This window comes from Micromonospora sp. WMMD708 (assembly GCF_049315245.1).
GTDB classification, from domain to species: Bacteria; Actinomycetota; Actinomycetes; order Mycobacteriales; family Micromonosporaceae; genus Micromonospora; species Micromonospora wenchangensis.
Genome location: NZ_CP186060.1, coordinates 3,959,221 through 3,983,449, shown reverse-complemented (window position 1 = coordinate 3,983,449; position 24,229 = coordinate 3,959,221). Strand labels below are relative to the sequence as shown.

The following is a 24,229-nucleotide window of genomic DNA, read 5'->3' as shown; positions in this document are numbered from 1 at the left end:
ATCGTGCGGACGGGCACCGCATTGCCACAATGGGAACTTCAGCATCCAATCCATGCCTGAAATGGAATAACTACGGTGAGCAGCCCATCCCCGAACCTCGACGCCAACCTCGCCGTCGCTCTCGACGCCCTGCTGACCGAGCAGAGCGTCACCCGCGCCGCCGCGCGGTTGCAGACCTCCCCCGCCGCGATGAGCCGTACCCTGGCCCGGTTACGCCGGGTGCTCCGAGATCCACTACTGGTCCGGGCCGGACAGCGGATGGTGCCCACGCCGCGCGCCGAGGCGCTGCGCGACGAGGCCGCCGCGGTGGTAAGCCGGCTGGAGGCGTTGCTCGCCCCGAGCGGCGGAATCGATCCCGCGGCACTGCGACGCACCTTCACCGTCCAGGCCGCGGACCTGGTCGGTGCCGCAGTCGCGCCCGGTCTGATCGGGCTCGCCCGACAGCGGGCGCCGGGCGTCTCGCTGCGCGTGCTGGCCGAGGAGTGGGAGGCGGGCCCCGCCCTGCGTGACGGACGGATCGACCTGGAGATCGGGGCCATCGACCACGTCGACCCGGAGACGCGCGTGGAAGAACTCGTCACCCTGCGGATGGCGGCCGGTGTCAGGGCCGGGCACCCCCTCACCGAGGGAACTCTGACGGCCGCCAGGCTCGCGGCGGCCGAGCACGTGGTGGTCAGCCGCCGCGGACGTTTCACCGGGCCGCTGGACACGGCCCTGGCCGCGCAGGGGCTCAGCCGGCGGGTCAGCGCCGTCCTGCCCGGGCACCTGGCCGCGATGATGCTGGCCGCAGCCGAGGACGTGGTCTGCCTGGTGCCGACAGCGCTGCCGGGTGAGCCCCCGTCACGGCTCAGCGAAGCGGCGCACACGCTGGGGCTGCGTCTGCTGGACATTCCGCTGCCGCTGCCACCACTGACGATCGGTATGGCCTGGCACCCACGGCACAGCGTCGACGGCGCCCACCAGTGGCTGCGTGACGCCGTGCGCCACGTGTTCCGTCCCGCCCGACAGGAGTAGGACCTGCGCGTCGGCCGCGTACCCGTGCCCGACGGGGCGAGCGGCACCGCCGGGGAGACCTGGTGGCGGGTCCGCGGATGCGGTCGGGGCGGATCACCGGCGACGGCGGGACATCCACTGCCAGAGGTGGGTGCCGTCGTCGAGTCTCGGGTCGTTGCGGGCCACGTAGATCCAGGAGAAGTGACCGGGGAACCGGTAACCGTTCCAGACGACCTGGTCGTACAGGGTGATCAGGGATCCCGGGATGAGGTCGTGGGCGTGGACCGTGTTGGTCGCGGGCGGCACGGTGTCGTCGTCACGTGAGGTGACCAGCCAGGTCGGGGTGTCGATCGCCGCCAGCTCCGCGTCGGTGACCAGCGGCGGACCCTCCCCGCCGAGCGGCTCGACGACGCCGCAGATCGGCACCGACGCGGCGAACAGCTCGGGGTAGGTGACCGTCATCTTCAGGGACATGTAGCCGCCGTTGCTGCAGCCGACCACGTGGATCCGGTCGGGGTCGACGCGCTCACGGCGGACGAGGTCGTCGATGATGTCACGGATCAGCGGGGCGAACCGGGGGCCGTCCTCCATCCAGTAGGAGGTGCTCTGCGGGGCGACGACGTACGCGCCGGAGAAGATCCGCTGCGCCTGCGGGGTGGCGAAGCCCAACGCACCCCGGTTGGCGCGCAGCGTGGTTTCGTTGTCGTAGTAGCCGTCGGGCAGGGAAGCACCCTCGCCGGCACCGTGCAGCCAGAGGATCAGCGGTCGCCGGCCACTGCCCGGTGAACGCTTCGGGGAGTACAGCCGGTACTTCATGCCCGACCCCGAGACGTGGTGGCTGAAGGCGTCCACCTCAGGGTTCGACAGCCGTCCCTGGACGAAGTCGGTGATGGTGACGGGCGTGCCGTGACGCCGGACGAGCGGGGTGTTCTGGGTGATGGTGTAGACGAGGTCCAGCCGGACGTTGCGCCCCTTGCTCAGGATGTAGCCGAGGGTGCCGCCGCCGAGTTGACCCTCACCGTGGCTCAGTTCGAGCACGATGTTCCCCTGCCGGTCGAGCCGGGCTGCGGTCACCGTGCGGTCCAGGTCGTACTCGCTGAAGATCAGGTCGCCCGGGGCGATCGGGATCGGGCTGGTGGCCCTGGCATGCACGGTGAACGTGCCGGGGTGGAGCCCGGCGGGGTCGATCGGCCCGAGCCGGCGGGTGTCGAGGGTGACCGAGGTGACCTGTTCGCCGCCGTCCAACGTCGTCGCGTCGAGGGTGAAGCTGACACTGGTGGGGTGGTGACCGCCGGCGTGGGCGGTCGGGCCGGGCAGTGCGAGGCCGATGGCGGCGCCGGCGCCTCCGGCCAGGACGGTGCGGCGAGTGACCGGCGTGGACATGCGACCCCCGACGATTATGTAGACGTCTATCGATAGAGGATCAACCTAGCGTCGGGGAGATCCGCTGGCAACCGGTCACCGGCGGCGTGGCTACGCTCTCCAGCCCTCCTTTCTGTTCCTGGAGGTCGACGACGGCTTCGCCGTGGTCGCGGGCCCGGTCGGTGCTGGAGTAGGGGCTGCCCGATGGCGGTGTCGAATCGGCGTCGCCGCACCCTATGGCCTCTGGTGGCAGAGGTGAACGCGATACCCGCCGATATCCTGCACTCCGACGACTTCGATCCTGGTGGGGGTGGATCGTGCGAAGGTGTCCGCGAGTCCGTTCGCGCGGGGTAGTACGTACGCCACGCGATCCGCCTGCTCCACCTGGACGCGGTACGGGCGGTACCGATCGTGCCCAGGGTTCAGGTTGTCGTCGACCACTGCGCAGCGGATCTTCTCCGCGCTTGCGTAGGCCAGCCTGTTGCACGTCCAGTAGTCGGTGTAGATCCGGGTGAGCCCGGCGGTGAGCAGATAATCCTGAAGTTGCCTTTCCTCGGCCGCCTCTGCCGCGTACCGTGGCTGATGAAGAACCAGCTGTCCGCTGGCGACCAGCACGCTGCCCGTGAACGCGCCGATCGTTGCGACACCGGCGACGACCGGAACGAAGCCGGTTACCTTCCGAATCATTGTCGGGCGGTTCGAACCGGAGTTGCACGGTACCGCGTTGCGGAATGCGAGACTCAGGCCGACCCACGCCGGCCAGAGAACTGCCGGCAGTGAGATGAGACCGTAGTGGAGATAGCGGGCGCTCTCCACGGGGGTCAGTGCCGAAGAGGCGCTGAGGACGTAGGAGCCGATGGTCAGCATCCCGCCGGCAAGAAGAGCGAGCCGGCCGGCATGTAGCCGTCGATCCTGATCGTCGGCCCGACGGAACGAAACGACCCCCGTCACGGCGGCCGCGATGAGCAGGATCAGGTAGACGGGGCCCCACCACATTTGCCACGCGTCACAGTGGCTCGGCGCACACGTGCCGGAACTCAGTGGTAGACCGAGAAGAAGTGCCCCGTACATCCGGTCGACCAGTGGGGCCGATTCGGCGGCACCGCTGACGGAAAGCAGGACCGACAGCGAGTTGGGGTGGCCGGGGCGGAGGTTGTACCAGATCAAGGGGGCCGCCCCGAGGATGAAGCCAGCGGTGGCGAGGAGTAGCCGTCCTCTGGTCAACACCTCCCGGTTCGCCCAACCCAGTAGGACCACGGCCACGGCTACGTAGGGCAGTGCCAGCCAGTGGGTCCACACGATGTAGCCGGCCAGTAGCCCCCAGGCGAGGTGGATTATCGGCCCCCCCGATCTGCGTAGGGCCAGGAATGCCGATGCCGCCATCAACGCCGCCGTGGCCGCGGCGACGTCGGAGTATCCACCAGCGCCGATTACCTGGTCTTTTACGATGCGATCGGAACCGAATGCCATGATCGTCACGGAGAAAGCGGCGAACCATGGCGTGTAGAGACTTCTGGTCAATTGGTGGAGTAGCACCAGGGACAGCGCGTACATGGCCAGAGCCGGCACCCGGATGACCCACCAGTGCGCGCCGAAAATCTGGACCAGGGGTGCCGCCAGGTATGAATGAAAAGTGCCCATGTAGTGCTGGCCGTAGAAGAAGGCCGGCCAGTCCCGACCTTCCCCGATGTGTATCGCCGCCAAACCGGCAGTGCCTTCATCGCTGTTGGTGGGTGGAACGTTGAGCGCCACCAGGACGACCCGATAAAGGAGACCGGCGAGCCCGGCGGCGATGGCCACGCGGCCGGCGGTGATGCGTACTGCTTTCTGGGCGTTCAGCTCATTCGAGGGGGTGGCAGTTGCATTACCGTCATTGGAGAGCCGATCTCTGCTAACTGGCTGCACTGCCACGCCCCCGTGGTGACGAAGTCTTCGAGTCAAGGCAGGATAGCTTATCGCCGGATGATTCCGGCGCAGCATGGTCGGCAGCGCTCAAACCCCGGCAGGGGACCCGGGGCTGGCGGTGGAGGCTGGCCTGGCCGATCGGGACTGGACTCCACCCCGGCGGATGCCGGCCCGGGCGGCGGGTCGGGTAAGGATCTGCTCGGGTTGGTCCGAACGGCGGGGCAGTTCGTGGAGGAGAGCTATCTGCCACAGAACGCGGGAACTGCTGTTCTCCCGACGCAGGCTGGTACGGCGGTCGTGGCTCGGGATAACGGCTGCATTTCGATGTCGAGGCATCGGGTGTGGTGGGCTGGTGAGTCCCTTTTTAATCGTTGGACGTGGCGGCGGAGCGCGGAATGTGGGAGTTCCAGGCCGCGTTCGTCATCGACCTGCCCAACGCCGGCCGCACCCTCGTCGCCGACGGGACTCGTCTCGTCGACCACGGTCGTCGCCTACCTGCTGTGCCGTGGGTGGCACACCTGGCGACGCGGCGCGCTGGGACCACACGACGACCGCTGACCATCCTCACCGACCCGGCTCGGTGGTCGCCTGCCGACACCCGGCACCGCTGACCCGTCTCACGGCTGACCGGGCCCGCACGCGGTGTCCGGTGAGGACTCCGCAGCGATGCGGGCGAGCAGCTTCTCGATGCGTTCCGTGCCCGGTTGGTGGCCGGTCAGGGCGTGCGACTGCGCCGCCAGTCGCGCGCTGCGCCGGGCGGCCGCCACATCACCAGCCCGGTACTCGGCGGCGGCACGGGCGGCGAGCGCCCGCCCTTCGAGCAGCAGGTAGCCGCACTGCCGCGTGATGGACAGCGCCGCATGACACCAGGACGGTGCCGCAGGCTCGTCGATCTCGGCGAGGCTGACGGTGACATCGGCCTCGATGTACCGGTCTGCGGTCGAGCGCGCGGTTCGCAGCGCATCCAGCAGGGTGCCGGTCCTGCCCTCGACGACGCCCAGGACGTGCAGAGCGAGTGCTTCGACCCGGGGCTCGACCGGCGCACGCGCCATGTCGAGCGCCTGCCGGGCCAGGCGGGCCGCCTGCTGATGGTCGCCCCGGTCGCAGAGGACCCGAGCCAGCGCGCACAGGGTCGTGGCACGACCCCGGCTGCCCGTCTGCTCATGGAGTTCCAGTGCCTCGGTCAGCGTCCGTAGCGCATCGTCGGACCGGCCGAGCAGGTGGTGTACGACCCCCAGGTTGCTCAGGATCAGCGCCCGGCTGGAGGTTGCCCCGCCCTGGTGGGCCAGGGTCAGCGCCGCGTGGTGATGGTCCGCGGCGTCCCGGAGCCGCCCGAGGTCGGCGCAGACCAGCCCCAGATTGTTGTGGTTGACGGCGACGCCCGCGGCCCGGCCGTTGCGCCTGTTGAACTCCAGCGCCTGTTCCATGACCCGCAGGGCCTCACCCGGCTGGCCGGTCATCCGGAACACCGGACCCAGGTTGCCCAGCGCGGCTGCCTCGCCGTCGTGCCATCCCGAGCGGTTCGCGCAGCGTAGCGCCAGCTGATAGTCGTCGATCGCCTCGGGGAACCGTTCCAGCCGCCAGTGCAGGGCGGCGAGACTCAGCCGGGCCGCCGCCTCGGCCTGCTCGTGCCGGTCGGCCCGGGCCGCGGAGAGACCGATCCCCGCGACCTCGGACCATTCCGTGGTGTGCATTCCCAGCCACAGGTACCCGCGCAGCGCATCCGCCAGCGACCAGCCGAGGGTGTGCAAGCCCTGGTGCGCCGCGTGGCGGGTCACGGCGACGAGGTTGTGCCGGTGCGCGTCGAGCCAGGCGAGGGCGTCGACGTGGGCGGCGAACCGCATCGGTGGCCCGGCGGGCGCGGGTGGCTGCGTGGGCACCCGTAGCACCTGTGGATACAGCCGGTCGGCCGCGGCGTACACGCTCAGGAGGTACCACGACAGCAGATCGACGAGTGTTTCCCGGTTGTCCTCCATCGCCGCCAGCTCGGTAACGTAGCGGCCGAGCAGGTCGTGGGTGCCGAAATGGCCAGGGGTCCGTTCCTGCGCCAGGTGCGCGTCGGCGATCCGGGAGAGCATGTCCGCCGCCTCGCCGGCGTCGCAGCGGAGCATCGCGGCGGCCGACTCGGCCGTCACGTCGCAGCCGGGCACCAGGCCGAACAGCCGGAAGAGCCGCTGGAGCCGCGGTGGCAGCGTCCGGTACGACGCGGCGAACGCCGAACGCACCGCGACCTGTTCGTCGTCCCGGACGGTCAGCATGGTCAGCGGGTCGCCCGCCCGGAGCCGCGCCAGATACCCACTGACCGTCTCGCGTGGCCGGCCGTGCAGGTCTGCCGCGGCGATACGCAGGGCCAGCGGCAGGTGTGCGCAGTCACGGGCCAGTTCCGCGAGAACCTCCCGCTGCCCGGCGACCCGTTGCGCGCCGATGACGCGGGTCAACAGTTCGGTGGACTCCTGCGACGCGAGCACGTCCAACGACAGCCGCTGCGCGTCGTGCCCGGCGGCCAGCCCTCCGAGGCCGTCCCGGCTGGTCACGATCACCAGGCAGCCCGCGCCGCCGGGCAACAGCGGCCGTACGTGCGCGGTGTCGCGGGCGTTGTCGAGCAGGATCAACACCCGCCGGTCGGCGAGCACGCTGCGGTAGAGATCCGTCGCCTCATCGACGTCGTCCGGCACCCAGGTGGGCGGCACACCGAGCGCGCGAAGGCAGCGCGACAACGCGTCCAGGGGCGCTGTCGCCGCTCCGGGGGAGTAACCGCGCAGGTCCAGGAACAGCTGCCCGTCGTCGAAGAGCGGCCGTACCCGGTGGGCCCAACGGATCGCCAGCGCCGTCTTGCCCACCCCGGCCGTCCCGACGATCGCGACGACCGCCAGGGCGCCGTTCTCCCGCGCCCGGCGCAGCATCGTGTCCATCGTGGCGAGTGCGTCGCCGCGGCCGGTGAAGGTGGCCAGCCCGGGGGGCAGCTGCGCGGGACGCGGACCGGATCCGGTCGGTGGGACCGGTGGCGCGGGCCTGCCCGGCGGAAACTGTTGCCGCAGCACCCGCACGTGGGCCTCGGCGAGGCGCGGGCCCGGCTCGATGCCCAGCTCGTCGGCGAGGAGGCGGCGGATCCGCTCGAACACCCGCAGCGCCTCGGCCTGGTGCCCCGATCCGGCCAGCGCCGTCATCAGCCGCGCGGCGAGACCCTCGTGCCACGGGTTCGCGGTGACCAGCTCGCGCAACGGCGCCACCGCGGCGGCGTGCCGGCCGAGCGCGAACTCGGCGTCGGACAGGTCCTCGGACGCGGCGAGCCGCTTGTCGTGCAGGCCGGCGGCGGCCGCCGGCACGAACGCGGCGGACGCGCCCGCGAGTGCCGGCCCCCGCCACAACGCCAACGCCTGTCGCAACAGGGTCGCGGCCCGCTCGTGCCGTCCGGAGTCGGCGTACCGGCGTGCGGTTTCGGTCAGCCCGGAGAAGACCACCACATCCAGGTCGTCGCCGGCCAACTCAAGGCGGTATCCGCCAGAATCCGAATGGATCGTCTCGGGTATACCGGCCGCCCGGGTCAGTTGTCGCAAGCGGGAGACGCATACCTGGACCTGTGCCCGTGCGCGGGTGGGGAGAGCTCCGCCCCACAGCGCCTCGGCCAACTGGTCCGCCGACACCACCACGTTGGCGTTGAGCAACAGATACGCCAGCACCGCGCGTTGTTGGGGCCGCCCCAGCGGCACTCGCTCGCCCCGCACCACGGCCTCGACCGGGCCGAGCAAGCGCCACGTCATCCAGCCCCCACATTGATGTATCGAACCTGATTCTATGTGTCGCCGCCAGGGCGGCTATCGGACGGCTAGCCGATGGCAAGCGGAGCCGCGCAGCCTGATGGAGCCGGGCGGACGGCCCGGAATCCGAGCTGAAGGAGCTTCCATGGGACGAAGAATCCGCGCGGTTCTCCTCGCGGTGACGGCGCTCAGCATGGTCGTCGCATCGTCAGGGGTCGCGCAGGCCGGCGCGCCGCGGCAGCCGTCGCAGTCGTCACTGCGCGACGCACGGGCCGCCGCAGCGGCGTCGAACGGACTGGGACCCGCCGCGAAGGGCGGGATCGGCACCGCCGCGGCGTGGTTCACCGGCACCGTCGCGGCCGGCGGCACCCAGGGCTGGACCTGGACCAACGCTCCGGCCGACGCCGCCTACGTGGTCGGCTACAACCCGGCCGGCGCCACCACCTCGGCCACCTGCCAGTTCGAGACGATCAGCAGCCGGTACGTCCAACTGCCCAGTGGGGAGCGGCAGTTCCAGTTCACTCTGAAGAACGTCGGTTCGATCGCCTGTGGTGCGACGGTACAGCTGGCGGCGGTGACCAGCTCGTCCCTGGTCTCAACCGGCGGCGTCAACCCCGGTGGCACCCAGACGTACCTCTGGAACGTCCCCTGGAACACCATCTGGGTGGCCGGTCTCAACCCGAACGGGGCCACGAGCTCGTCGGCCTGTCAGTTCCAGGTGACGCGCATCTGGACCGTGCAGCCGGGTAGCTCGCTGCGGCAGATCTGGGTGGAGGTCAAGAACGTCGGGACCATCACCTGCCAGGCCGACGTCCGGCTCGGCTCCACCACCATCGGGTCGCAGTTCACCATCGGTACCGTGGGCGGCGGCGGCACCTGGTCCACGACCTGGAACAACGCGAATCCCGTCACCTCCGCATACGTGATCGGCCCGTCGCCCCAGGGCAGCGCCCCCACCTACTGCCAGTTCGAGGTCACGCGCGTGGTCTACATCCAGCGCATCAACAGTGACGGCTCCTCGCAGCGTCAGCTCGCGATGTGGTTCAAGAACCTCAGCACGCTCCCGTGTGGCGGGCTCGCCTATCTGCAAACCATCGCGGCCTGATCCCACACCCGTCCCCGCGGCCATCGTGCGACGACCACCGTCGTCGCGCGGTGGCCGCGCTCTCGTCGTCGCACCGCCCCCTGCGGGGTGGTCGGGTCCTGCGGCGTGGGACAGGTCGGACGGAGGGGGCGTCGGGCGGTCGGGTGGCAGGTGCACGGCTGGGTGTGACCCTTGCCTCATCATCGACCAGTCCCTATGGTTGACGGAAAGCGCTTTCCCGTCCCGAGCGCTCACTGTCGAAAGGGTGAAACCAGATGAGACGCAAAGTCGCCTCGCGGTGGCTGGCAGGCGGTGTCACCGTGGTCGCAGGTGCCGTCGTCGCGCTGGCGCTGCAGATCCCCAGCGCCTCGGCCGCCACCAACCTCAGCCTCGGCGCCGGTGCCGACGGCTCCAGCAAGGCCAGCGGCACCAGCTACGGCAACGTCGTCGACGGCAACGCCAGCACCTACTGGTCACCGAGCGGCTCGACCGGCACGGTCTCGGTCAAGTGGGGCAGCGCCACCACGGTGTCCTCGGCCGTCATCGTGCAGTCCTCGGGCGGCGGCTCGATCAGCGGCTGGCAGCTCAAGAACTACGACACGGGCGCCGTGCTGGCCAGCGGCAGCAGCGCCCCGAGCACCATCACCTTCTCCTCGACGTCGCTGAAGAAGATCTCCTTCGTCATCACCAGCGCGTCCGGCACCCCGCGGATCGCCGAGTTCGAGACGTACGCAAGCGGCGGATCGAACCCGACCTCCGGTCCGACCTCCGGCCCCACCAGCGGCCCGACGTCCGGCCCGACCAGCAACCCGGGCACGCCGACCGGAGCGTGGCCGTCGTCGGCCGGCTCGGTCAGCATCTCCGGCACGGTCAACGTCTCCGGCACCTTCGACGGCGGAATGAAGACGTACTGCTGCATCGGTGACGGTGGACAGAGTGAGTCGCAGGACCCGATGTTCAAGATCGCCAACGGCGGCACGCTGCAGAACGTCATCCTCGGTTCGCCCGCCGGCGACGGCGTGCACTGTGAAGGCACCTGCACCCTGCGCAACGTGTGGTGGAACGACATCGGTGAGGACGCCGCCACCTTCAAGCAGACCAACGGCGGCACCTCGTACGTCATCGGTGGCGGCGCGCGCAGCGGCAGCGACAAGACCTTCCAGCACAACGGCAACGGCACGGTCAACATCTCCGGCTTCTACCTGAAGGGGTCCGGCAAGCTGTACCGCGGCTGCGGCAACTGCACCACCTCGTACACCCGGCACGTGCGCATCGACAACGTCCTGGTCGACGACATCGACATGCTCGCCGGCATCAACAGCAACTGGAACGACACCGCGACGATCACCCGCGTGGTCGTGATCGGCTCGGCCACCATCTGCGGCAAGTACAAGGGCGTGCCCAAGGGCAGCGAACCCAGCTACCTCGGTGAGGGCTGGAACGACGCCAACTGCAAGGTCAACAGGAGTGACGTCACCTTCCGGTAGCCACCCCGGATGCGCTGCGGCGAAGAGGGGCACCCGCCACCCCGGCGGGTGCCCCTCCCTGGGCGTGGTGGCTGCACGGGTGCCGGCCCTGCACCCCTGCGACTGTCAGGTCAGCAGTGGTAGCGCCCGCTCGCGGACGTCGACGTAGCGTTCGTACACCCCGGGGGTGCCGGCGGCGGTGACCTCCCCGGCCTCCACCGGCCACGGCGGCGGTTCGGCGTCGCCGGACAACGCCCAGGCCGCCTGCCGTGCCGCGCCGAGCGCCACGTACTCGGCGGGGCGCGGCACGCCTACCGGCGCGCCGAACAGGGCCGGTGCGACCGCCCGCACCGCGCGGGACCGCGCCGCTCCGCCGATCAGCAACACCCGGTCGACCGGGACGTCCTGGGCGCGCAACGCGTGCAGGGCGTCGGCGATGCCGCCGAGCATGCCCTCCACCGCGGCCCGCGCCAGGTTCGCCGCCGACGCGTTCGCCCGCGTCAGGCCGGCGAGCAGACCGCGCGCGTCGGGCAGATCGGGGGTGCGTTCCCCGTCCAGGTACGGCAGCAGCGTCAACCCGCCCGCCCCGGGTTGCGCCGAGAGCGCCAGGTCGTCCAACTCGGCCAGTGACCGGCCGAGCAGGTCGGCGACCGCGACCAGCACCCGGGCCGCGTTGAGCGTGCACACCAGCGGCAGGAACCGGCCGGTCGCGTCGGCGTACCCGGCCACCAGGCCGCTCGCGTCGGCGGTCGGTACGTCGCTGAGCCCGTACACGCACCCCGAGGTGCCCAGTGAGACCAGCACGTCACCCGGCCGCAGGTCGACGCCGAGCGCCCCGCCCATCGTGTCACCGGTGCCGGCCGAGAGCAGCGCGCCGGAGGCGGTCTCCCCGACCACCTCGGCCGGGCCGGCGACCCGGGGGAGTGCCACGTCCCGGCCGAAGGCCAGCCGCACCAGGTCGTGCCGGTACGCGCCGGCGGCCGGTGACCAGTAGCCGGTGCCGGACGCCTCGCCCCGGTCGGTGGTCGGCTCGCCGCCGTCCGCGCGCAGCCGGTGGGTGAGCCAGTCGTGCGGCAGCAGCACCGTGGCGGTGCGATCGGCGAGTTCGGGTTCGGCGCGGGCGAACCAGCGCAGCTTGGTGACGGTGAAACTTGCCACCGGCACCAGCCCGACGGCGTCGGCCCACGCCTTCGGGCCGCCGAACTCGACGGTCAGGTCGACGGCGGCGCGCGCCGAGCGGGTGTCGTTCCAGAGGATGGCGGGACGCAGTACCTCGCCGGCCTCGTCGAGACAGACCATGCCCTGCTGCTGTCCGGCGACGCCGATCGCGGCCACACCGTCCAGCAGGCCGGCGCTGGCCTGCTGGTACGCGGTCCACCACGATCGTGGATCGACCTCGGTGCCGTCGGGGTGTGGGGCGCGGCCTTCGCGGAGCACCTCGCCGGTCTCGGCGTCGCAGACCACGACCTTGGTCGACTGGGTCGACGAATCGACCCCGGCGACGAGGGTTCTCGCGCCACCCATGGCGGTGCCTCCGTAGCTCGGTGGGACCCGACCCTACGTCCAACAACCGTATTAGTTCAATGGCTTGACAAAATTCGCCGTCGGGGCAGCGGCACCCGGACCGTGCAGCGCCGGCGCCGCCCCCGGTCACCGTTCCGCCGTACGGGTTCCCCGCCGCTCCGGGCCGTATCGCTCGACGAGCACGGTGCCGATCGCGGCCAGGTGTTCCAGCAGCCCCGCAGGGCCGGTCACCTCCAGGTAATCGACCAATCCGGCAAGCTCACCGGCGAGTTTGTGTGCGTCGTTGCTGCGGATCACGACCTCGACGCGGCCGTCGGTCGTGGCACCTCCCACGTCGAGCCGGGCACCGAACCCCATCCGGAGCACGCCGACCCCGTGGGGCGCGCACAGCGCGTGCGCCTCGACGGGCATTCGCCTGCGTTCGACCTCGTCGGCGATCTCGCGCCAGCTCCCGGCAAGGTCGAAGTCCTCCGGCCGGTGCACGGGATCGGCGGTCGGGTCGACGGACGACACCCGGTCGATCCGGAAGGTCCGCCGGCCGGCCTCGGTGCCGGCGACGAGATACCACGCCGGGCCCTTGGCGACGACGCCCAGCGGATGGACGGTCCGCCCGGTGGCCGTGCCGTCGCGGTCGACGTAGCCGAGCCGGACCTGGACGCCGCGGATCACCGCGTCCTGGAGTTCGTCGAGGAAGCGGGGCGGGCGGGGCTCGACCCGGCTCGACCCCCACCGCTGCGGGTCCGTCACGAGCGCCGACGCCGCCGCTTCGGCCTGTGCCCGGAACGGCTCCGGCAGGGCGTGGAGGAGCTTGCGCAGCGCCGCTTTCACGGCGGGCGTGACGGTCGAGGCCGGGCCGGCGACCAGGAACAGGGCGCGGGCCTCACCCGCGGTCAACCCGGACAGGTCGGTACGGGCGCCACCCACGAGCCGCCAGCCGCCGCCCCGGCCCTGCACGGAGTACACCGGCACGCCGGCCATTCCCAGGGCGTCGAGGTCGCGGCGGGCGGTGCGCTCGGAGACCTCCAACTCCCGGGCGACCTCCGTCGCGGTCACCTGGCCGCGCTGTTGTAGCAGCAGGACGAGGGCCATCAACCGGTCGGCGCGCACCCGGACGACACTGCCACGGAAAACCGGTCAGGAGGTGACCGGTTTCGGTCCGCAGGATGCCGGCATGACGATCGACTTTCCCGAGCCCACCCGCATTGCGGTCAACGGCGTGCACCTCGAAGTCTTCGAAGCCGGCCGGCAGAACGCGGGGAACCCCGTCGTGCTCTGCCACGGCTGGCCGGAACTCGCCTACTCCTGGCGCTACCAGGTGCCGGCCCTGGCTGCGGCGGGCTACCACGTCATCGTCCCGAACCAGCGGGGCTACGGCACCTCGTCCCGGCCCGCCGACGTGACGGACTACGACCTCGCCCACCTGTCGGGTGACCTCGTCGCCCTCCTCGACCACTACGGCTACGCCGACGCCACCTTCGTCGGCCACGACTGGGGCGCATTCGTCGTCTGGGGCCTGACCCTGCTGCACCCGGACCGGGTCAACGGCGTGGTGGCGCTGAGCGTGCCCTACCAGGAGCGCGGCGAGACGCCCTGGATCGAGGCCATGGCGGCCGGGCTCGGCGGCGACTTCTACTTCGTGCACTTCAACCGGCAGCCGGGCGTCGCGGACGCCGTGTTCGAGGAGGATACCTCCCGGTTCCTGCGGAACCTGTACCGCAAGAACCTGCCCCCGCTGACGCCTGAGCCGGGCAATGCGCTGATCAACCTCGCCAGGGCGGAAACCCCACCCGGCGAACCCCTCATGAGTGACAGCGACCTGGCCGTCTTCGTCTCCGCCTTCGCCTCGACAGGATTCACCGGCGGCATCAACTGGTACCGCAACCTGGACCGCAACTGGCACCTGCTGGCCGACGTGGACCCGGTCATCCGCCAGCCCACCCTCATGATCTACGGCGACCGCGACCCTGTCGCGAAGGCGGAGAGACTGACGGAGTTCGTGCCGAACGTGGAGGTGGTCAGCCTGGACTGCGGTCACTGGATCCAGCAGGAGAAGCCGCAGGAGACGACCGAGGCGATCCTGACGTGGCTGGGGCGGTGACACCGAACCGGCCCTGGTGCCCGCTGTGGGCGTACGCGGCGGTCACCATGGCGGGCCAGGGTCACCGGGCCCGCGGTACGCCGCGGTGATCCTCCCGAGGAAACGAGGATCTTGCCGCTCTATAGCATGCGTTCATGTATGCGCTCTACGCCTGGGGAAACTTCATCAGCGAGGTCGGACTCGACCGGCGGCCGGCCTGGCTCGACCCGGCGGTGCTCCGCGGCGAACGCCAGATCGTCGACGACGGCCTGATGATCGGCGACACCGACACGCTACTGGTCGACGGTCCCGGCACTCTCTTCGCGATCGATGACGACGACAAGAACCTCGTGCCCGGTAGTGAGCTCATCGGCCGCGACCTCAGCGGTGTCACGTGGCGGGTCTCCCGCATCCGCGCAGCCACCGACGGCACCCGCGAGGACGCCCTACGCATCGTCGCAGCGGCCGAGGAGGATGGCGACTACTACGAGGAGGACGAGCGGCACGGGTACAACTCGGTGCCGGTCGGCGAGATCGTCACCCTCTGGGAAGACGCTCACGGCCAGTGGACGCTGGCCCTGGTCAAGCTGTGAAACAGGGTGGGGTGCACGAACCGCGCGGTGTCGGCCGCCCACCCCGCGATCCCGTGGGTGACCAGGTGCTCGGTGGCGGCCAGGAAACCGGCGACGGCATAGTCGGGCAACAATGCGCCTCCATCGGAATTCCGACCGGCCGGCGCGGGTGACCCGGTGTCCGCCGCCGGATCCATACGCGATCGTATGTTCTGGCCAGGTTCTGTCGGAATTCTGGGTAAAGGAAAACGCCGCGCCGAATTGGCGGCATTGGCCCGGCATGCTCGATCTGCGTCCGCCAGGGAATCCGACGTTGGCCGGTCATCAACCGACAGCGATATTATCGATCGCATTGAATTCCCGGCCTGTCGAAGGGACGATTATGTCCACATTGGTTCGCGCGGCCGTCGCGGCTGCCGCGCTCGCATTCGTCGTCGCCGGTGCCCAGACGGCGCTGGCGTCGGCACCGTCCGGTGACGTGGTTGCGATGTGCGCCCACGCACCCCGTGGCTGCCACAGCTGACCCACCCTGCTGCGGCCGTCGCCCGGCCTGCGGAATCGGGTGGCACCTCGCCTGAGGTGCCACCCGATGTCCGTCGAGGCGGGCAGGGGCGGCCGGCGCGGGTGGTCCGCTTCGGGCAGCGGGGTCCGGTACGGGTCCCAGCGGGCCGCCGGCCGCATCACCAGCTGCCACGGAGCAGCCGACCCGCCACCATGAGCAACCGGCGGTACTTGGTCGGCTCGGCGAGCACCCCCAGGTGTTCCAGCGGATTGCCGTCCGTCGCGATCAGATCGGCGTACGCACCCGGGGCGACCACCCCCAGGGTGTCCTCCGCACCGAGCATCGCGGCGGCGGTGGAGGTGGCCGAGCGGATGATGTCGAGCGGGCTCAGCACCTCCCGCCGCAACTGGAACTCGTCGAGCTGGTGGCGCTGCATCCCACCCAGCAGGTCGGTGCCGAAGACGATGTTGACGCCACCCCGGTGCGCGGTTTCCAACGCTCCCAGGCCCGCGTCGAGCACGTCGTACACCTTGCGGTGGACGTGCTCCGGTATGCCGGCGGCCCGGCCGTCCCGGGCGATGGCCTGGTAGGTGACCAGGGTGGGGACCAGATAGGCGCCGGTGGCACGGAACAGTGCGACGCTGCTGTCGTCGAGCAGGTTGCCGTGTTCGATGCTGCGTACCCCGCACCGCAGCCCTCGGTTGATCGCCTCCGCCGTGTACGCGTGGCCGGCGACGTACCGCCCCGCCGCGTGGGCCTCGGCCACGATGGCGGTGATCTCGTCCAGTGTGAACTGGGTGGCCTCGATCCGGTCGGTCGGCGAGGTGACCCCGCCACCCAGCATGATCTTGATGTGGTGCGCCCCCTTGCGAAGTTCGTCGCGGGCCGCTCGGCGGCACTCCGCGACGCCGTCGCACACCCGGCCGAAGTCGGGACAGCAGTACGGGACGGTCCTGACGTTGCGGCCGGGACGTCGTACGTCGCCGTGGCCCCCGGTCTGGGAGAGCGCCTTGCCGGCGAAGAACAGCCGGGGCCCGGTGACGAGGCCGTGGGCGATGGCGTCGGCGAGGCCGTGGTCCGCGCCGCCGCAGTCGCGGACCGTCGTGAAGCCGCGCATCAGCATGTCGTGCAGCGCCCGGGACGCGTGGGCCCCCACGTAGTAGTGCGACAGGTCCGGCAGTGCGGACAGATCGGCCGTGGCCGCCGTGACGTGCACATGGCCGTCGATGAGTCCGGGCATCAGGGTGGCCCCCTCCAGGTCCACCACCGGCGCCTCCCCGTGGCGCACCTCGGCACCGCCCACCTCGGCGATCAACCCGTCGACGACCAGGACGCGACGGTCCGGCGTCAGGGTGCCGGCGACCGGGTCCAGCACGGTCGCGTTGACCAACAGCCACGTCTTGCGGTCATCGCGGGCCGACACGGGGACTCCTTCGCTCCTTGCCGACAGCGACGGGGCTGGGTGCACCGGTCACGGTCCGGCGGGGGACCACCGGCACCGGCCCGTCCGGCGCGGGTACGGTCGCCGACCGGCTGTCGCTCGACGTCCGGGATGTGGGCGAACGTGCCCATCATGAAGGTCACGAGATCGAAGCTCTGGTCCGGGAACGTGACGGTACGGATGTCCCCGCAGACCAACTCCACCCGGTCGGTGATGTCGGACCGGCGTAGCTCCTCCCGGGCCATGGCGACCGCCGCGTCCGCCACGTCGAGGCCGACACTGCGCCAGCCGGCGCGGGCGAACAGCATCGGATACCGGCCTGTGGCGGTGCCCACGTCGAGCATCCGGCCGGTGAACTGTCCGCGCGCGGCGAGCGTGTGGAACAGGGCGTCGCGCTCCAGACGCTTCAAAACGAATGTTCGAGCAGAACCAAACCGACTGAGCAGAACCAGCAACCGGATCGCTGCGCTGCGCGGTGCCCGCTGCTCGGCTTGGCGGAACCGAACTACCGCCGCTGCCCCTACTCCCCGTCATTCTGGGCGCACTGACCGTCAGGTGACCCCCGTATTTCTATCTGCATCGATGGCGTAAATCAATTAAGATTTTCTATATCGAGCTTGTAGCGATTCTGTGCCAAATGAGAGGCCCAGTAATAGGGCGGTCCCCCTACAATTGCCGAACGACGGACGATGATCGCGCCGAATCACGCAGATATGCAGGAGGTTGGGCCGTGCCTGGCAACGAGACGCCGACCGGGGGGACGGTCGACACGCTGCTACGCGGAAGCGTGCAGGCCCATCCCGACCGCTGCGCCCTGCGCGGCCCGGGACGGAGCTGGACCTACACCGAGCTGGACCGGCGGGTCGGTCGGTTGGCCGGCGCGCTGCGCGCACGCGGGGTGGGCCACGGCACCCGGGTCGGGCTGCTGCTGCCCCGGTCGGCCGAGTGCGTGGCGCTCATCCTCGCGGTCCTGCGCCGGGGTGCGGCCTACGTCCCGCTGGACCCCGGCCACCCGGTCAGGCGGCTGGCATACGTCCGCCGGAACAGCGGCGTCCATCTCCTGGTCACCGCCGGTGGGCACACCGCACCACCCGGCCCCGGGCAGGACGTCGCCCTCGACGACCTGCTTGCGGAGGCCGAGACGTCCACGACGGACGCTCCGTCGTCGAGCGACGCCACCCCCGACGGCACCGTTCACATCCTCTACACCTCGGGCTCCACGGGAACTCCGAAGGGCGTGCGGCTCAGCCAGCGTGCGGTCGCGAACAACGTCCGCGCCTGCGTGCGCACCTTCGGACTACGGCCCGACGACACCCTCGTGCTCAAGACGCCGCTGACCTTCGACGTGAGCGCCTACGAGATGTTCTCCACCCTGGCCGCCGGGGCCTGTCTGGTCGTCGCACCCCCCGGTGCCGAGGGCGATCCCGACCTGCTCGCGGCGACCGTCGACGACTACCGGGTCACCGTCCTGCACACCGTCCCGGCGCAGCTGCGGGCGTTGACGGAGACCGGGGCGTTCGTCCGGAACACGTCCCTGCGGGCGGTGATGAGCACCGGTGAGAAACTGCCGGTCGCGCTGCAGCGGGCCTTCCACCACGTCCGCCGGGAACCGCTCTACAACTTCTACGGCCCGACCGAGACCGCGTACGCGACCGCCTACCGGGCGGTGCCCGAGAACGCCGCCGCCCTGGCGGACCAGGCCACCGTCCCGATCGGACGACCGCTGGACAACGTCCGGTGCTACGTCCTGGACGACGCCGGACGGCCGGTGCCCGACGGTCAGAGCGGCGAGCTGCACATCGGCGGGGAGAGCCTGGCGGACGGCTACCTGAACGACGACGAACGCACCCGGGAACGGTTCCACCACGTCGACCTCGGCGGGGGGCGGACCGACCGGGTCTACCGCACCGGTGACCTGGTCCGCTGCCTGCCCGGTGGGGACCTGCTCTACCTGGGCCGGGTCGACGACCAGATCAAGATCGCAGGACAGCGGATCGAACTCGGCGAGGTTGAATCCGCCATCCTCGACGTGCCGGGCGTCCGCGCGGCGGCGGTCACCGTACGGGAACGGGACCCGGACGGGGCACCCGAACTGTCGGCCTTCGTGGAGTTCGACCCGACGGGCCACCTCACCACCACGGGACTGCGTACCGCGCTCGCGGCGTGGTTGCCCGGACGCATGGTCCCCGCCCATCTCGTGCCGGTGCCGAGGATCCCCCTGCTGTCCAACGGCAAGACCGACCGGCTGGCCCTGGCCCGGCTGCACCCGGCGGCCCCCACCCCCCGGTCGCCCGGGGGCCGACCGGTCACCCCGCTGCGACAGGACACCCCGATCGCGGAGCTGGTCCGCCGGTGCTTCACCGAGGCGCTGGGTGGCCCGCCACCGACGGACGACAGCCACTTCCTGCACGAGGGGGGCGACTCCCTCCTCGCCATGCGGGTGGTGGCCCGGCTGCGCCGGGCCGGCGTAACAGTCTCCGTGGCCGAGTTCCTGGCCCACCCGGTGCTGGCGGACCTGGTAGCACACCTGGGCAGGTCCCCGGCCCGACCCGTGCCGCCGCATTCCGGCGGCACCCGCCCGACCACGGCCCCGACGGTTGCGGCGCCGATACACGACTGGTTCACCGAACGGGTCCGCACGGACCGGACGTACTGGAACATGTTCGTGCGGCTGCGCGTGCTCCGGCCGCTCGCCCCGGCGCACCTGGAGGCCGCGCTCCGGGCCCTCCTGGCAGCACACCCCGCCCTACGCGCCCGCTTCGTCGACGACGCGACCGGGATGCGGATGGTGCCCGCCGACCGGATCACCTCCGACCGGCTGGTACGCACCCTCGACGTGACCGGCACCGCCGAACGCGACGCCGCCGTCGACCGGCTGCACCGGTCCCTCGATCCGTCCACCGGTGACCACCTGCGGGCGCTGCTGATCCACGACCGGGAGGGCGACGTCACGTACCTCGTCGTCGCGATCCACCACCTCGTCGTCGACGTCGTCTCCTGGCATGTGCTCCTCGACGACCTGGTGGTCGCGCTGGACGCCCTCGAACGCGGTGAGGAACCCGCACTGCCGACGCAGGCGGAGACCTTCCAGGACTGGGTCGAAGTCCTGCCGTCACTCGGCACGGACCTCCACGAGGCGGCCTACTGGCTCTCCGTTCTGCGCCTGCGGCAGGCGGCACCGAGCCTGGCGGCGCGCGGCGTCGCCCGGCCCGAGCAGGCCGGGGAACTCCTGACGTTCCTCGTCCCGGCCGCGACGACCCGGCAGTTGCTCGGTCCGGCTCCGGTCCGGCTCGGCATGTGCGTCCACGACGTCATGGCGGCGGCCGTCGGGCTCGCGCTCGCCCGCTGGCGTCCGGACGGGGCCGTGACGTTCGACCTGGAAACCCACGGCCGGCACCGGTGGCCGCGACTGGACAGGGTGATCGGGTGGTTCACCGCCGTCTTCCCGGTCGCCTGGACCAGCGCGCCGTCGACCGACCTGGCCACCGAGTTGGCCCCCGCGCGGGCGGCGTTGGCGGCGGTGCCGCACGGAGGTACCGGCTACGGCGTCCTCCGTCGTCACGCCGGCGACGCGGGGACGGCGGCGGCACTCAGGGCGACGCCGCCGGCTCTGGTCTGCTTCAACTACCTGGGCCGGGGTGACCTCGGCCCGCCCGGCGACCGGTTCCGGACCGACGGCACGCCGGTGCCGTGGGAGGCGCGCTCTCCACGTGCCGAGCGGCCCTACCCGGTGGAGGTGTCGGCCGTGGTCCTCGACGAGCAGTTGGCCGTGTGGCTGAGCTGGGCCCCCTCGCCCGCCGACGGGCTGGACGATTCGTCGGTGCGTCGCTTCCGTACGCACCTACGGACCGTACTGGACGAGCTGGCGCTTGCCTGCGCCGCCGAGGCGGTCAACGGTGCAGCGCCGTCCCCCGCCCACCGTCAACCGGGCCTGCAACGGTAGTGCCGAGCCTGACCGTGTCGTCCAGATTGGCGGTGACCGCAGTGAACGCGTTGATCAGCCGCCGCAGTGTGGGCCGGCTGCGGGCGGCGCTGCGCACCGCAACCGAGATCCGTCGGCGCAACGGGCGCTCGGCCGGCACCAGGCACCGCACGTCGTACCGGCTCTGGGCGATGGTGATCGCCGGCACGAACCCGATGCCCAGACCGGCCTCGATCATGGCCAGCATGACGGTGAAGTCGTTGCTCATGTACGCGATCTCGGGCTCGAACCCGGCGTCGACGCAGGTGCTGACCATGGCCGCGTGGCACAGGGTGCCCACCTGGCAGGTCAGCCACGGTTCGGCCGCGTACGCGGTCATGGGGAGGGCCGGCCGGGCGAGCGGGTGTTTCATCGGGAGGACGAGACACATCTGTTCGCTGAACAAGGGGGTGAACTCGGTCCCGGGCTCGACCAGCGCCGGCAACGGGTCGTACTCGTCGATCAGGGCGAGGTCGATCTCTCCACGGCGCAACGCCGGCAGGCTCTCGTGGGCCTCCATCTCGTGCAGGCCGATCTCGACCGGGCGTTTCTTGTTCACGCAGAACGCGAGGGCCTGCGGGACCACCAGTCGGGAGACGCTCGGAAAGGACGCCAACTGCACGGCGCCTTCGATGCCGTCCCGCAGGTGCGCGAGTTCGGTCTCGGCCCGCTCCACCTCGGCGAAGATGCGCTCGGCGCTGCTGACCAGCACCCGTCCGGCCTCAGTCAGGGTCAGCTGACGGCCCTTGCGCTCCAGCAACGGCATGCCGATTTCCTTCTCCAGGGTCGCTAGCTGCTGGGACACCGCGGAGGGGGTCAGCTGTGCCGATTTTGCGACCGCACTGACCGTGCCCAGGGAGGCGAAATGAGAAAGCAGGCGGAGCCGCCGAAGATCGAACATCGGTTCCAGACTTATCGGTCGCGCCCCGGTGCAGCACCGGGAGATTACTTTCCGCGTCTATCGCTTCTACTCAGAGTGAGGCGATGTTGAAGGTACTACAGGTTCAAGATCCGTTCAATGGCTCCGGCACAAGAGACAGTAGGCACAACTATGGATCATCAAACCGCATCCCTGCACATCGGTCCGGACCGGCAGATCACCCCGGTTCCCGCCGCCAACCGGCAGGGGGCCCTCCTGGTACTGGTCGCCGCCGTGTTGTGGGGCACCACCGGCGCCACCCAGGTACTCGCGCCGTCCGAGGCGTCCGCGCTCGGCATAGCCACCGCCCGGCTCTGCACGGGCGGCCTGATCCTGCTGGCGTGGGCCCTGGCCTGCCGTGGGACCGCCGGGATGGCCGCCTGTTGGACCCGCTCCACCTGGGCGCTCACCGTGGTCGGGATCGGTTCGGTCGCCGCCTACCAGGCGCTCTTCTTCTCCGCCGTGCGCAGCACGGGCGTCACCACCGGAACCCTCATCGCGATCGGCTGCGCGCCGTTGATCACGGGCCTGCTCGGCCTGGCGATCAGGGAAAGACTCACCCGCATCTGGGCGGTCGGCACCGCGATGACCGTCACCGGACTGGCGCTGCTCTCCGTTCCGGGCGGCGCGGTGCTGGTCCGGCTCTCCGGGGTGCTGTACGCGCTGGCCGCCGCCGCCGCGTACTCGACGTACACGGTGGCCGGACGGATGCTGCTCTCCCGTGGGGTCGACGGGCGGGTCGTGGTCGGCACCTTCTTCGGGTTCGCCTGTCTGCCGGTCGTCGCGCTCTCCGCCGGTGACGACTTCACGTGGCTGACCGCGTGGAACGGGATCGGTGTAACCCTCTGGCTGGGCATCGGCGCGACGGCGGTGCCGTACCTGCTGTGGATCCGTGGCCTCCGGACCACAGCGGTGTCGTCGGCCACCGCCATCGGCCTCGCCGAACCGTTGATGGCGAGCGCACTCGGCATTTTCGTCCTCGGCGAGGAGGCCACCTTCTGGACCCTCACCGGGATGGCGGCCATCGTCGCCGGGTTGGCGGTGGTCGGCCGCGCCGGCACTGACGCCACGGAGCCGGCGACGCGTCAGTAGATGGCGTCCCCGGGAACGGCGTCACCGGCGACCACGATCGGGATCGCCTGGGCCTGCCCCTCGGGGCTCTCCGGATGCGGAGCCCCCAGGACCAGCGCCTGCGACACGTACGGGCCCATTTCGCGCTCACCGAGATTGACGCACGCCACCACGTTCGCACCAACCAGCTCGTCCTCGCCGATCAGCGCGTACTGGCCGACCGAGACGCGTTTGCCCAACGGGCCGAGATCCAACTCGATCACCCGGCACGGGAAGCGCGTGTTCTCGGCAATGGGTGCCGACAGGACCCGTGCCACCCGGAGGTCGACATTCTGGAACTTGCCAAAAGTGATCTGCGGCTTTACCGCCGCAGCAGCTCCGGCCATCGTCCGTTCCTTTCCCATCGCCCTGGGGCCGGACCGCCCTGCAGCGGATACGGCGACCCGTGTTCGGTAGCGAACCGGGCCTCACTCTATCGGGTCGGGCGGGTGTGAGCCGAAACCGGGGGAATGGTGACCGCGTAGGATTTCGGCTCTGTCTCACATTCGGTGCCGCCGTCGTGGAACGGGTGGGCCGTGGTGGTGTACGCGGGCCTGCCCACCGCGCAGAACACGCGTCGGGCGGGTGGACCCGCCATGATGATGGTGTGAAGGCGATCTACCCCGACGACGGCGACGGTGACCGAACGGCGGATCCTGCGGCCGTGCCCGGCCTGCGCCCCGGACCCGAAGATTCGGCCGACGACACGTCCCGCACGCTCGAGGTCGACGGGGAGACCTTCGCCGTCCGCAGGAACGGGTTCGGCGGCACCGACTACACCTGGCTCAGCGGGCCGAACCCCGGCTACGGCTTCGGTGTGAGCCCGACGCCTGACCTGTCGACTGACGAGCACGTCAGGAACATCCGTGGCTTCCTGGGCATGGTCGACCCCGGCACCGGACACATCGCAGACGGCTGACGCCCCTGTCGGGGACGCACCGCGCCCCACCGGTCGGGCGGAACGCCTCCTGCCCGACGGTCAGCCGGCGGTGGCAGCCATCGCCGCGTGCAGGTGGTCACCGGTGTCGTCGTCGAAGGCGACGAGCCGTACCCGTTGCACGTTCGTGGGCGTGGACCTGATCGTCGTCACGGCGATCCGCGCGGCCCGCCCGGCGGGGAAACCGTACACGCCGGTGGCGATCGCCGGGAAGGCCACGGTCCGGGCGTGGAGTTCGTCGGCGACCTGGAGGCTCCTGCGGTAGCAGGAGGCGAGGATGTCGTCCTCGCCGTGACCGCCGCCCTCCCAGACCGGTCCGACCGTGTGGATGATGTGCCGCACCGGCGGGTCGAGGTCGAACGCCGGCGTCGGCATCGCGTCACCCGGCCGGCAGGGGCCGATCGCACCCCCGGCCCGGGCCAGCCGGGGACCGGCGGCACGGTGGATCGCCCCGTCGACACCACCGCCACCCAGCAGCGACTCGTTCGCGGCCGTGACGATGACGTCCACGTCCTCCCGCGTGATGTCGCCCAGCACCACCTCGATCGTCACCACAGCAGAATCCTGGCACACAGGAAACGACCGCGCCGTCCTGGCTGCCGTTGTAGCGCCGACTGC

General features: G+C 70.7%; 19 protein-coding genes. 8 read left to right on the top strand and 11 right to left on the bottom strand.

The features are described from left to right. The first annotated feature begins 75 nt into the window (after positions 1-75). Complete coding sequence (locus ACN260_RS17680) at positions 76-1,014, top strand: LysR family transcriptional regulator (RefSeq protein ID WP_422752169.1); 939 nt, start codon at positions 76-78, stop codon at positions 1,012-1,014. 93 nt (positions 1,015-1,107) lie between these two features. Here the strand turns inward: ACN260_RS17680 and ACN260_RS17675 are convergent, their stop codons facing one another. The 3 genes from ACN260_RS17675 to ACN260_RS17665 form a co-directional block, all read right to left on the bottom strand. After that, positions 1,108-2,376 (bottom strand): prolyl oligopeptidase family serine peptidase, encoded by a 1,269-nt coding sequence (locus ACN260_RS17675; protein WP_422752168.1) that lies wholly within the window; start codon positions 2,374-2,376, stop codon positions 1,108-1,110. Between the two features lie 213 nt (positions 2,377-2,589). After that, positions 2,590-4,266 carry an ArnT family glycosyltransferase gene (locus tag ACN260_RS17670; RefSeq protein ID WP_422752167.1) on the bottom strand — a complete coding sequence of 559 codons (1,677 nt, stop codon included), beginning with the start codon at positions 4,264-4,266 and terminating at the stop codon, positions 2,590-2,592. A gap of 611 nt (positions 4,267-4,877) precedes the next feature. Beyond that, positions 4,878-8,021 (bottom strand): BTAD domain-containing putative transcriptional regulator, encoded by a 3,144-nt coding sequence (locus tag ACN260_RS17665; protein ID WP_422752166.1) that lies wholly within the window; start codon positions 8,019-8,021, stop codon positions 4,878-4,880. A gap of 142 nt (positions 8,022-8,163) precedes the next feature. Between ACN260_RS17665 and ACN260_RS17660 the strand changes: the two genes are divergently transcribed. Beyond that, positions 8,164-9,123 (top strand): hypothetical protein, encoded by a 960-nt coding sequence (locus ACN260_RS17660; protein WP_422752165.1) that lies wholly within the window; start codon positions 8,164-8,166, stop codon positions 9,121-9,123. Between the two features lie 254 nt (positions 9,124-9,377). After that, a complete protein-coding gene (locus tag ACN260_RS17655) occupies positions 9,378-10,589 on the top strand; it encodes a pectate lyase (RefSeq protein WP_422752164.1) in 1,212 nt (403 codons plus the stop codon). Between the two features lie 105 nt (positions 10,590-10,694). Here the strand turns inward: ACN260_RS17655 and xylB are convergent, their stop codons facing one another. Continuing rightward, positions 10,695-12,092: a xylulokinase gene (xylB, locus tag ACN260_RS17650; RefSeq protein WP_422752163.1), complete on the bottom strand. Its 1,398-nt coding sequence runs from the start codon at positions 12,090-12,092 to the stop codon at positions 10,695-10,697. A gap of 126 nt (positions 12,093-12,218) precedes the next feature. Then, positions 12,219-13,199: a helix-turn-helix transcriptional regulator gene (locus ACN260_RS17645; protein ID WP_422752162.1), complete on the bottom strand. Its 981-nt coding sequence runs from the start codon at positions 13,197-13,199 to the stop codon at positions 12,219-12,221. A 64-nt stretch (positions 13,200-13,263) separates the two neighbouring features. On the opposite strand from ACN260_RS17645, the gene ACN260_RS17640 reads away from it, so the two are divergent. Continuing rightward, positions 13,264-14,190 (top strand): alpha/beta fold hydrolase, encoded by a 927-nt coding sequence (locus ACN260_RS17640; RefSeq protein ID WP_422752161.1) that lies wholly within the window; start codon positions 13,264-13,266, stop codon positions 14,188-14,190. Between the two features lie 134 nt (positions 14,191-14,324). Then, entirely contained in the window at positions 14,325-14,762 is a 438-nt protein-coding gene (locus tag ACN260_RS17635) for a hypothetical protein (protein ID WP_422752160.1), read from the top strand. Here the strand turns inward: ACN260_RS17635 and ACN260_RS17630 are convergent. From ACN260_RS17630 to ACN260_RS17620, 3 genes are all read right to left on the bottom strand, one after another. Next, a complete protein-coding gene (locus ACN260_RS17630) occupies positions 14,726-14,872 on the bottom strand; it encodes a hypothetical protein (protein ID WP_422752159.1) in 147 nt (48 codons plus the stop codon). The genes ACN260_RS17635 and ACN260_RS17630 overlap by 37 nt on opposite strands. 549 nt (positions 14,873-15,421) lie before the next feature. Beyond that, on the bottom strand, positions 15,422-16,666 hold the full coding sequence (locus ACN260_RS17625) for an amidohydrolase family protein (protein WP_422752158.1): 1,245 nt from the start codon (positions 16,664-16,666) through the stop codon (positions 15,422-15,424). Continuing rightward, complete coding sequence (locus ACN260_RS17620) at positions 16,591-17,139, bottom strand: class I SAM-dependent methyltransferase (RefSeq protein WP_422752157.1); 549 nt, start codon at positions 17,137-17,139, stop codon at positions 16,591-16,593. The genes ACN260_RS17625 and ACN260_RS17620 overlap by 76 nt, the downstream gene beginning before the upstream one ends. A 275-nt stretch (positions 17,140-17,414) precedes the next feature. On the opposite strand from ACN260_RS17620, the gene ACN260_RS17615 reads away from it, so the two are divergent. Further along, positions 17,415-20,627: an amino acid adenylation domain-containing protein gene (locus ACN260_RS17615; protein ID WP_422752156.1), complete on the top strand. Its 3,213-nt coding sequence runs from the start codon at positions 17,415-17,417 to the stop codon at positions 20,625-20,627. On the opposite strand, the gene ACN260_RS17610 is transcribed toward ACN260_RS17615, so the two are convergent. Beyond that, the gene (locus tag ACN260_RS17610) at positions 20,575-21,546 is read right to left on the bottom strand and encodes a LysR family transcriptional regulator (RefSeq protein ID WP_422752155.1); all 972 of its coding nucleotides are present in this window, start codon (positions 21,544-21,546) and stop codon (positions 20,575-20,577) included. The two genes, ACN260_RS17615 and ACN260_RS17610, sit on opposite strands and share 53 nt — an antisense overlap. Positions 21,547-21,696: 150 nt before the next feature. Here ACN260_RS17610 and ACN260_RS17605 point away from each other — a divergent pair, with 150 nt between their 5' ends. Beyond that, complete coding sequence (locus tag ACN260_RS17605; protein WP_422752154.1) at positions 21,697-22,656, top strand: DMT family transporter; 960 nt, start codon at positions 21,697-21,699, stop codon at positions 22,654-22,656. Here the strand turns inward: ACN260_RS17605 and ACN260_RS17600 are convergent. Then, positions 22,650-23,021 carry a hypothetical protein gene (locus ACN260_RS17600; protein ID WP_422752153.1) on the bottom strand — a complete coding sequence of 124 codons (372 nt, stop codon included), beginning with the start codon at positions 23,019-23,021 and terminating at the stop codon, positions 22,650-22,652. The two genes, ACN260_RS17605 and ACN260_RS17600, sit on opposite strands and share 7 nt — an antisense overlap. Positions 23,022-23,194: 173 nt before the next feature. Between ACN260_RS17600 and ACN260_RS17595 the strand changes: the two genes are divergently transcribed. Next, on the top strand, positions 23,195-23,593 hold the full coding sequence (locus tag ACN260_RS17595; protein WP_422752152.1) for a hypothetical protein: 399 nt from the start codon (positions 23,195-23,197) through the stop codon (positions 23,591-23,593). 60 nt (positions 23,594-23,653) lie between these two features. On the opposite strand, the gene ACN260_RS17590 is transcribed toward ACN260_RS17595, so the two are convergent. Continuing rightward, positions 23,654-24,166: an O-acetyl-ADP-ribose deacetylase gene (locus tag ACN260_RS17590; protein WP_422752151.1), complete on the bottom strand. Its 513-nt coding sequence runs from the start codon at positions 24,164-24,166 to the stop codon at positions 23,654-23,656. Positions 24,167-24,229: the final 63 nt, after the last annotated feature.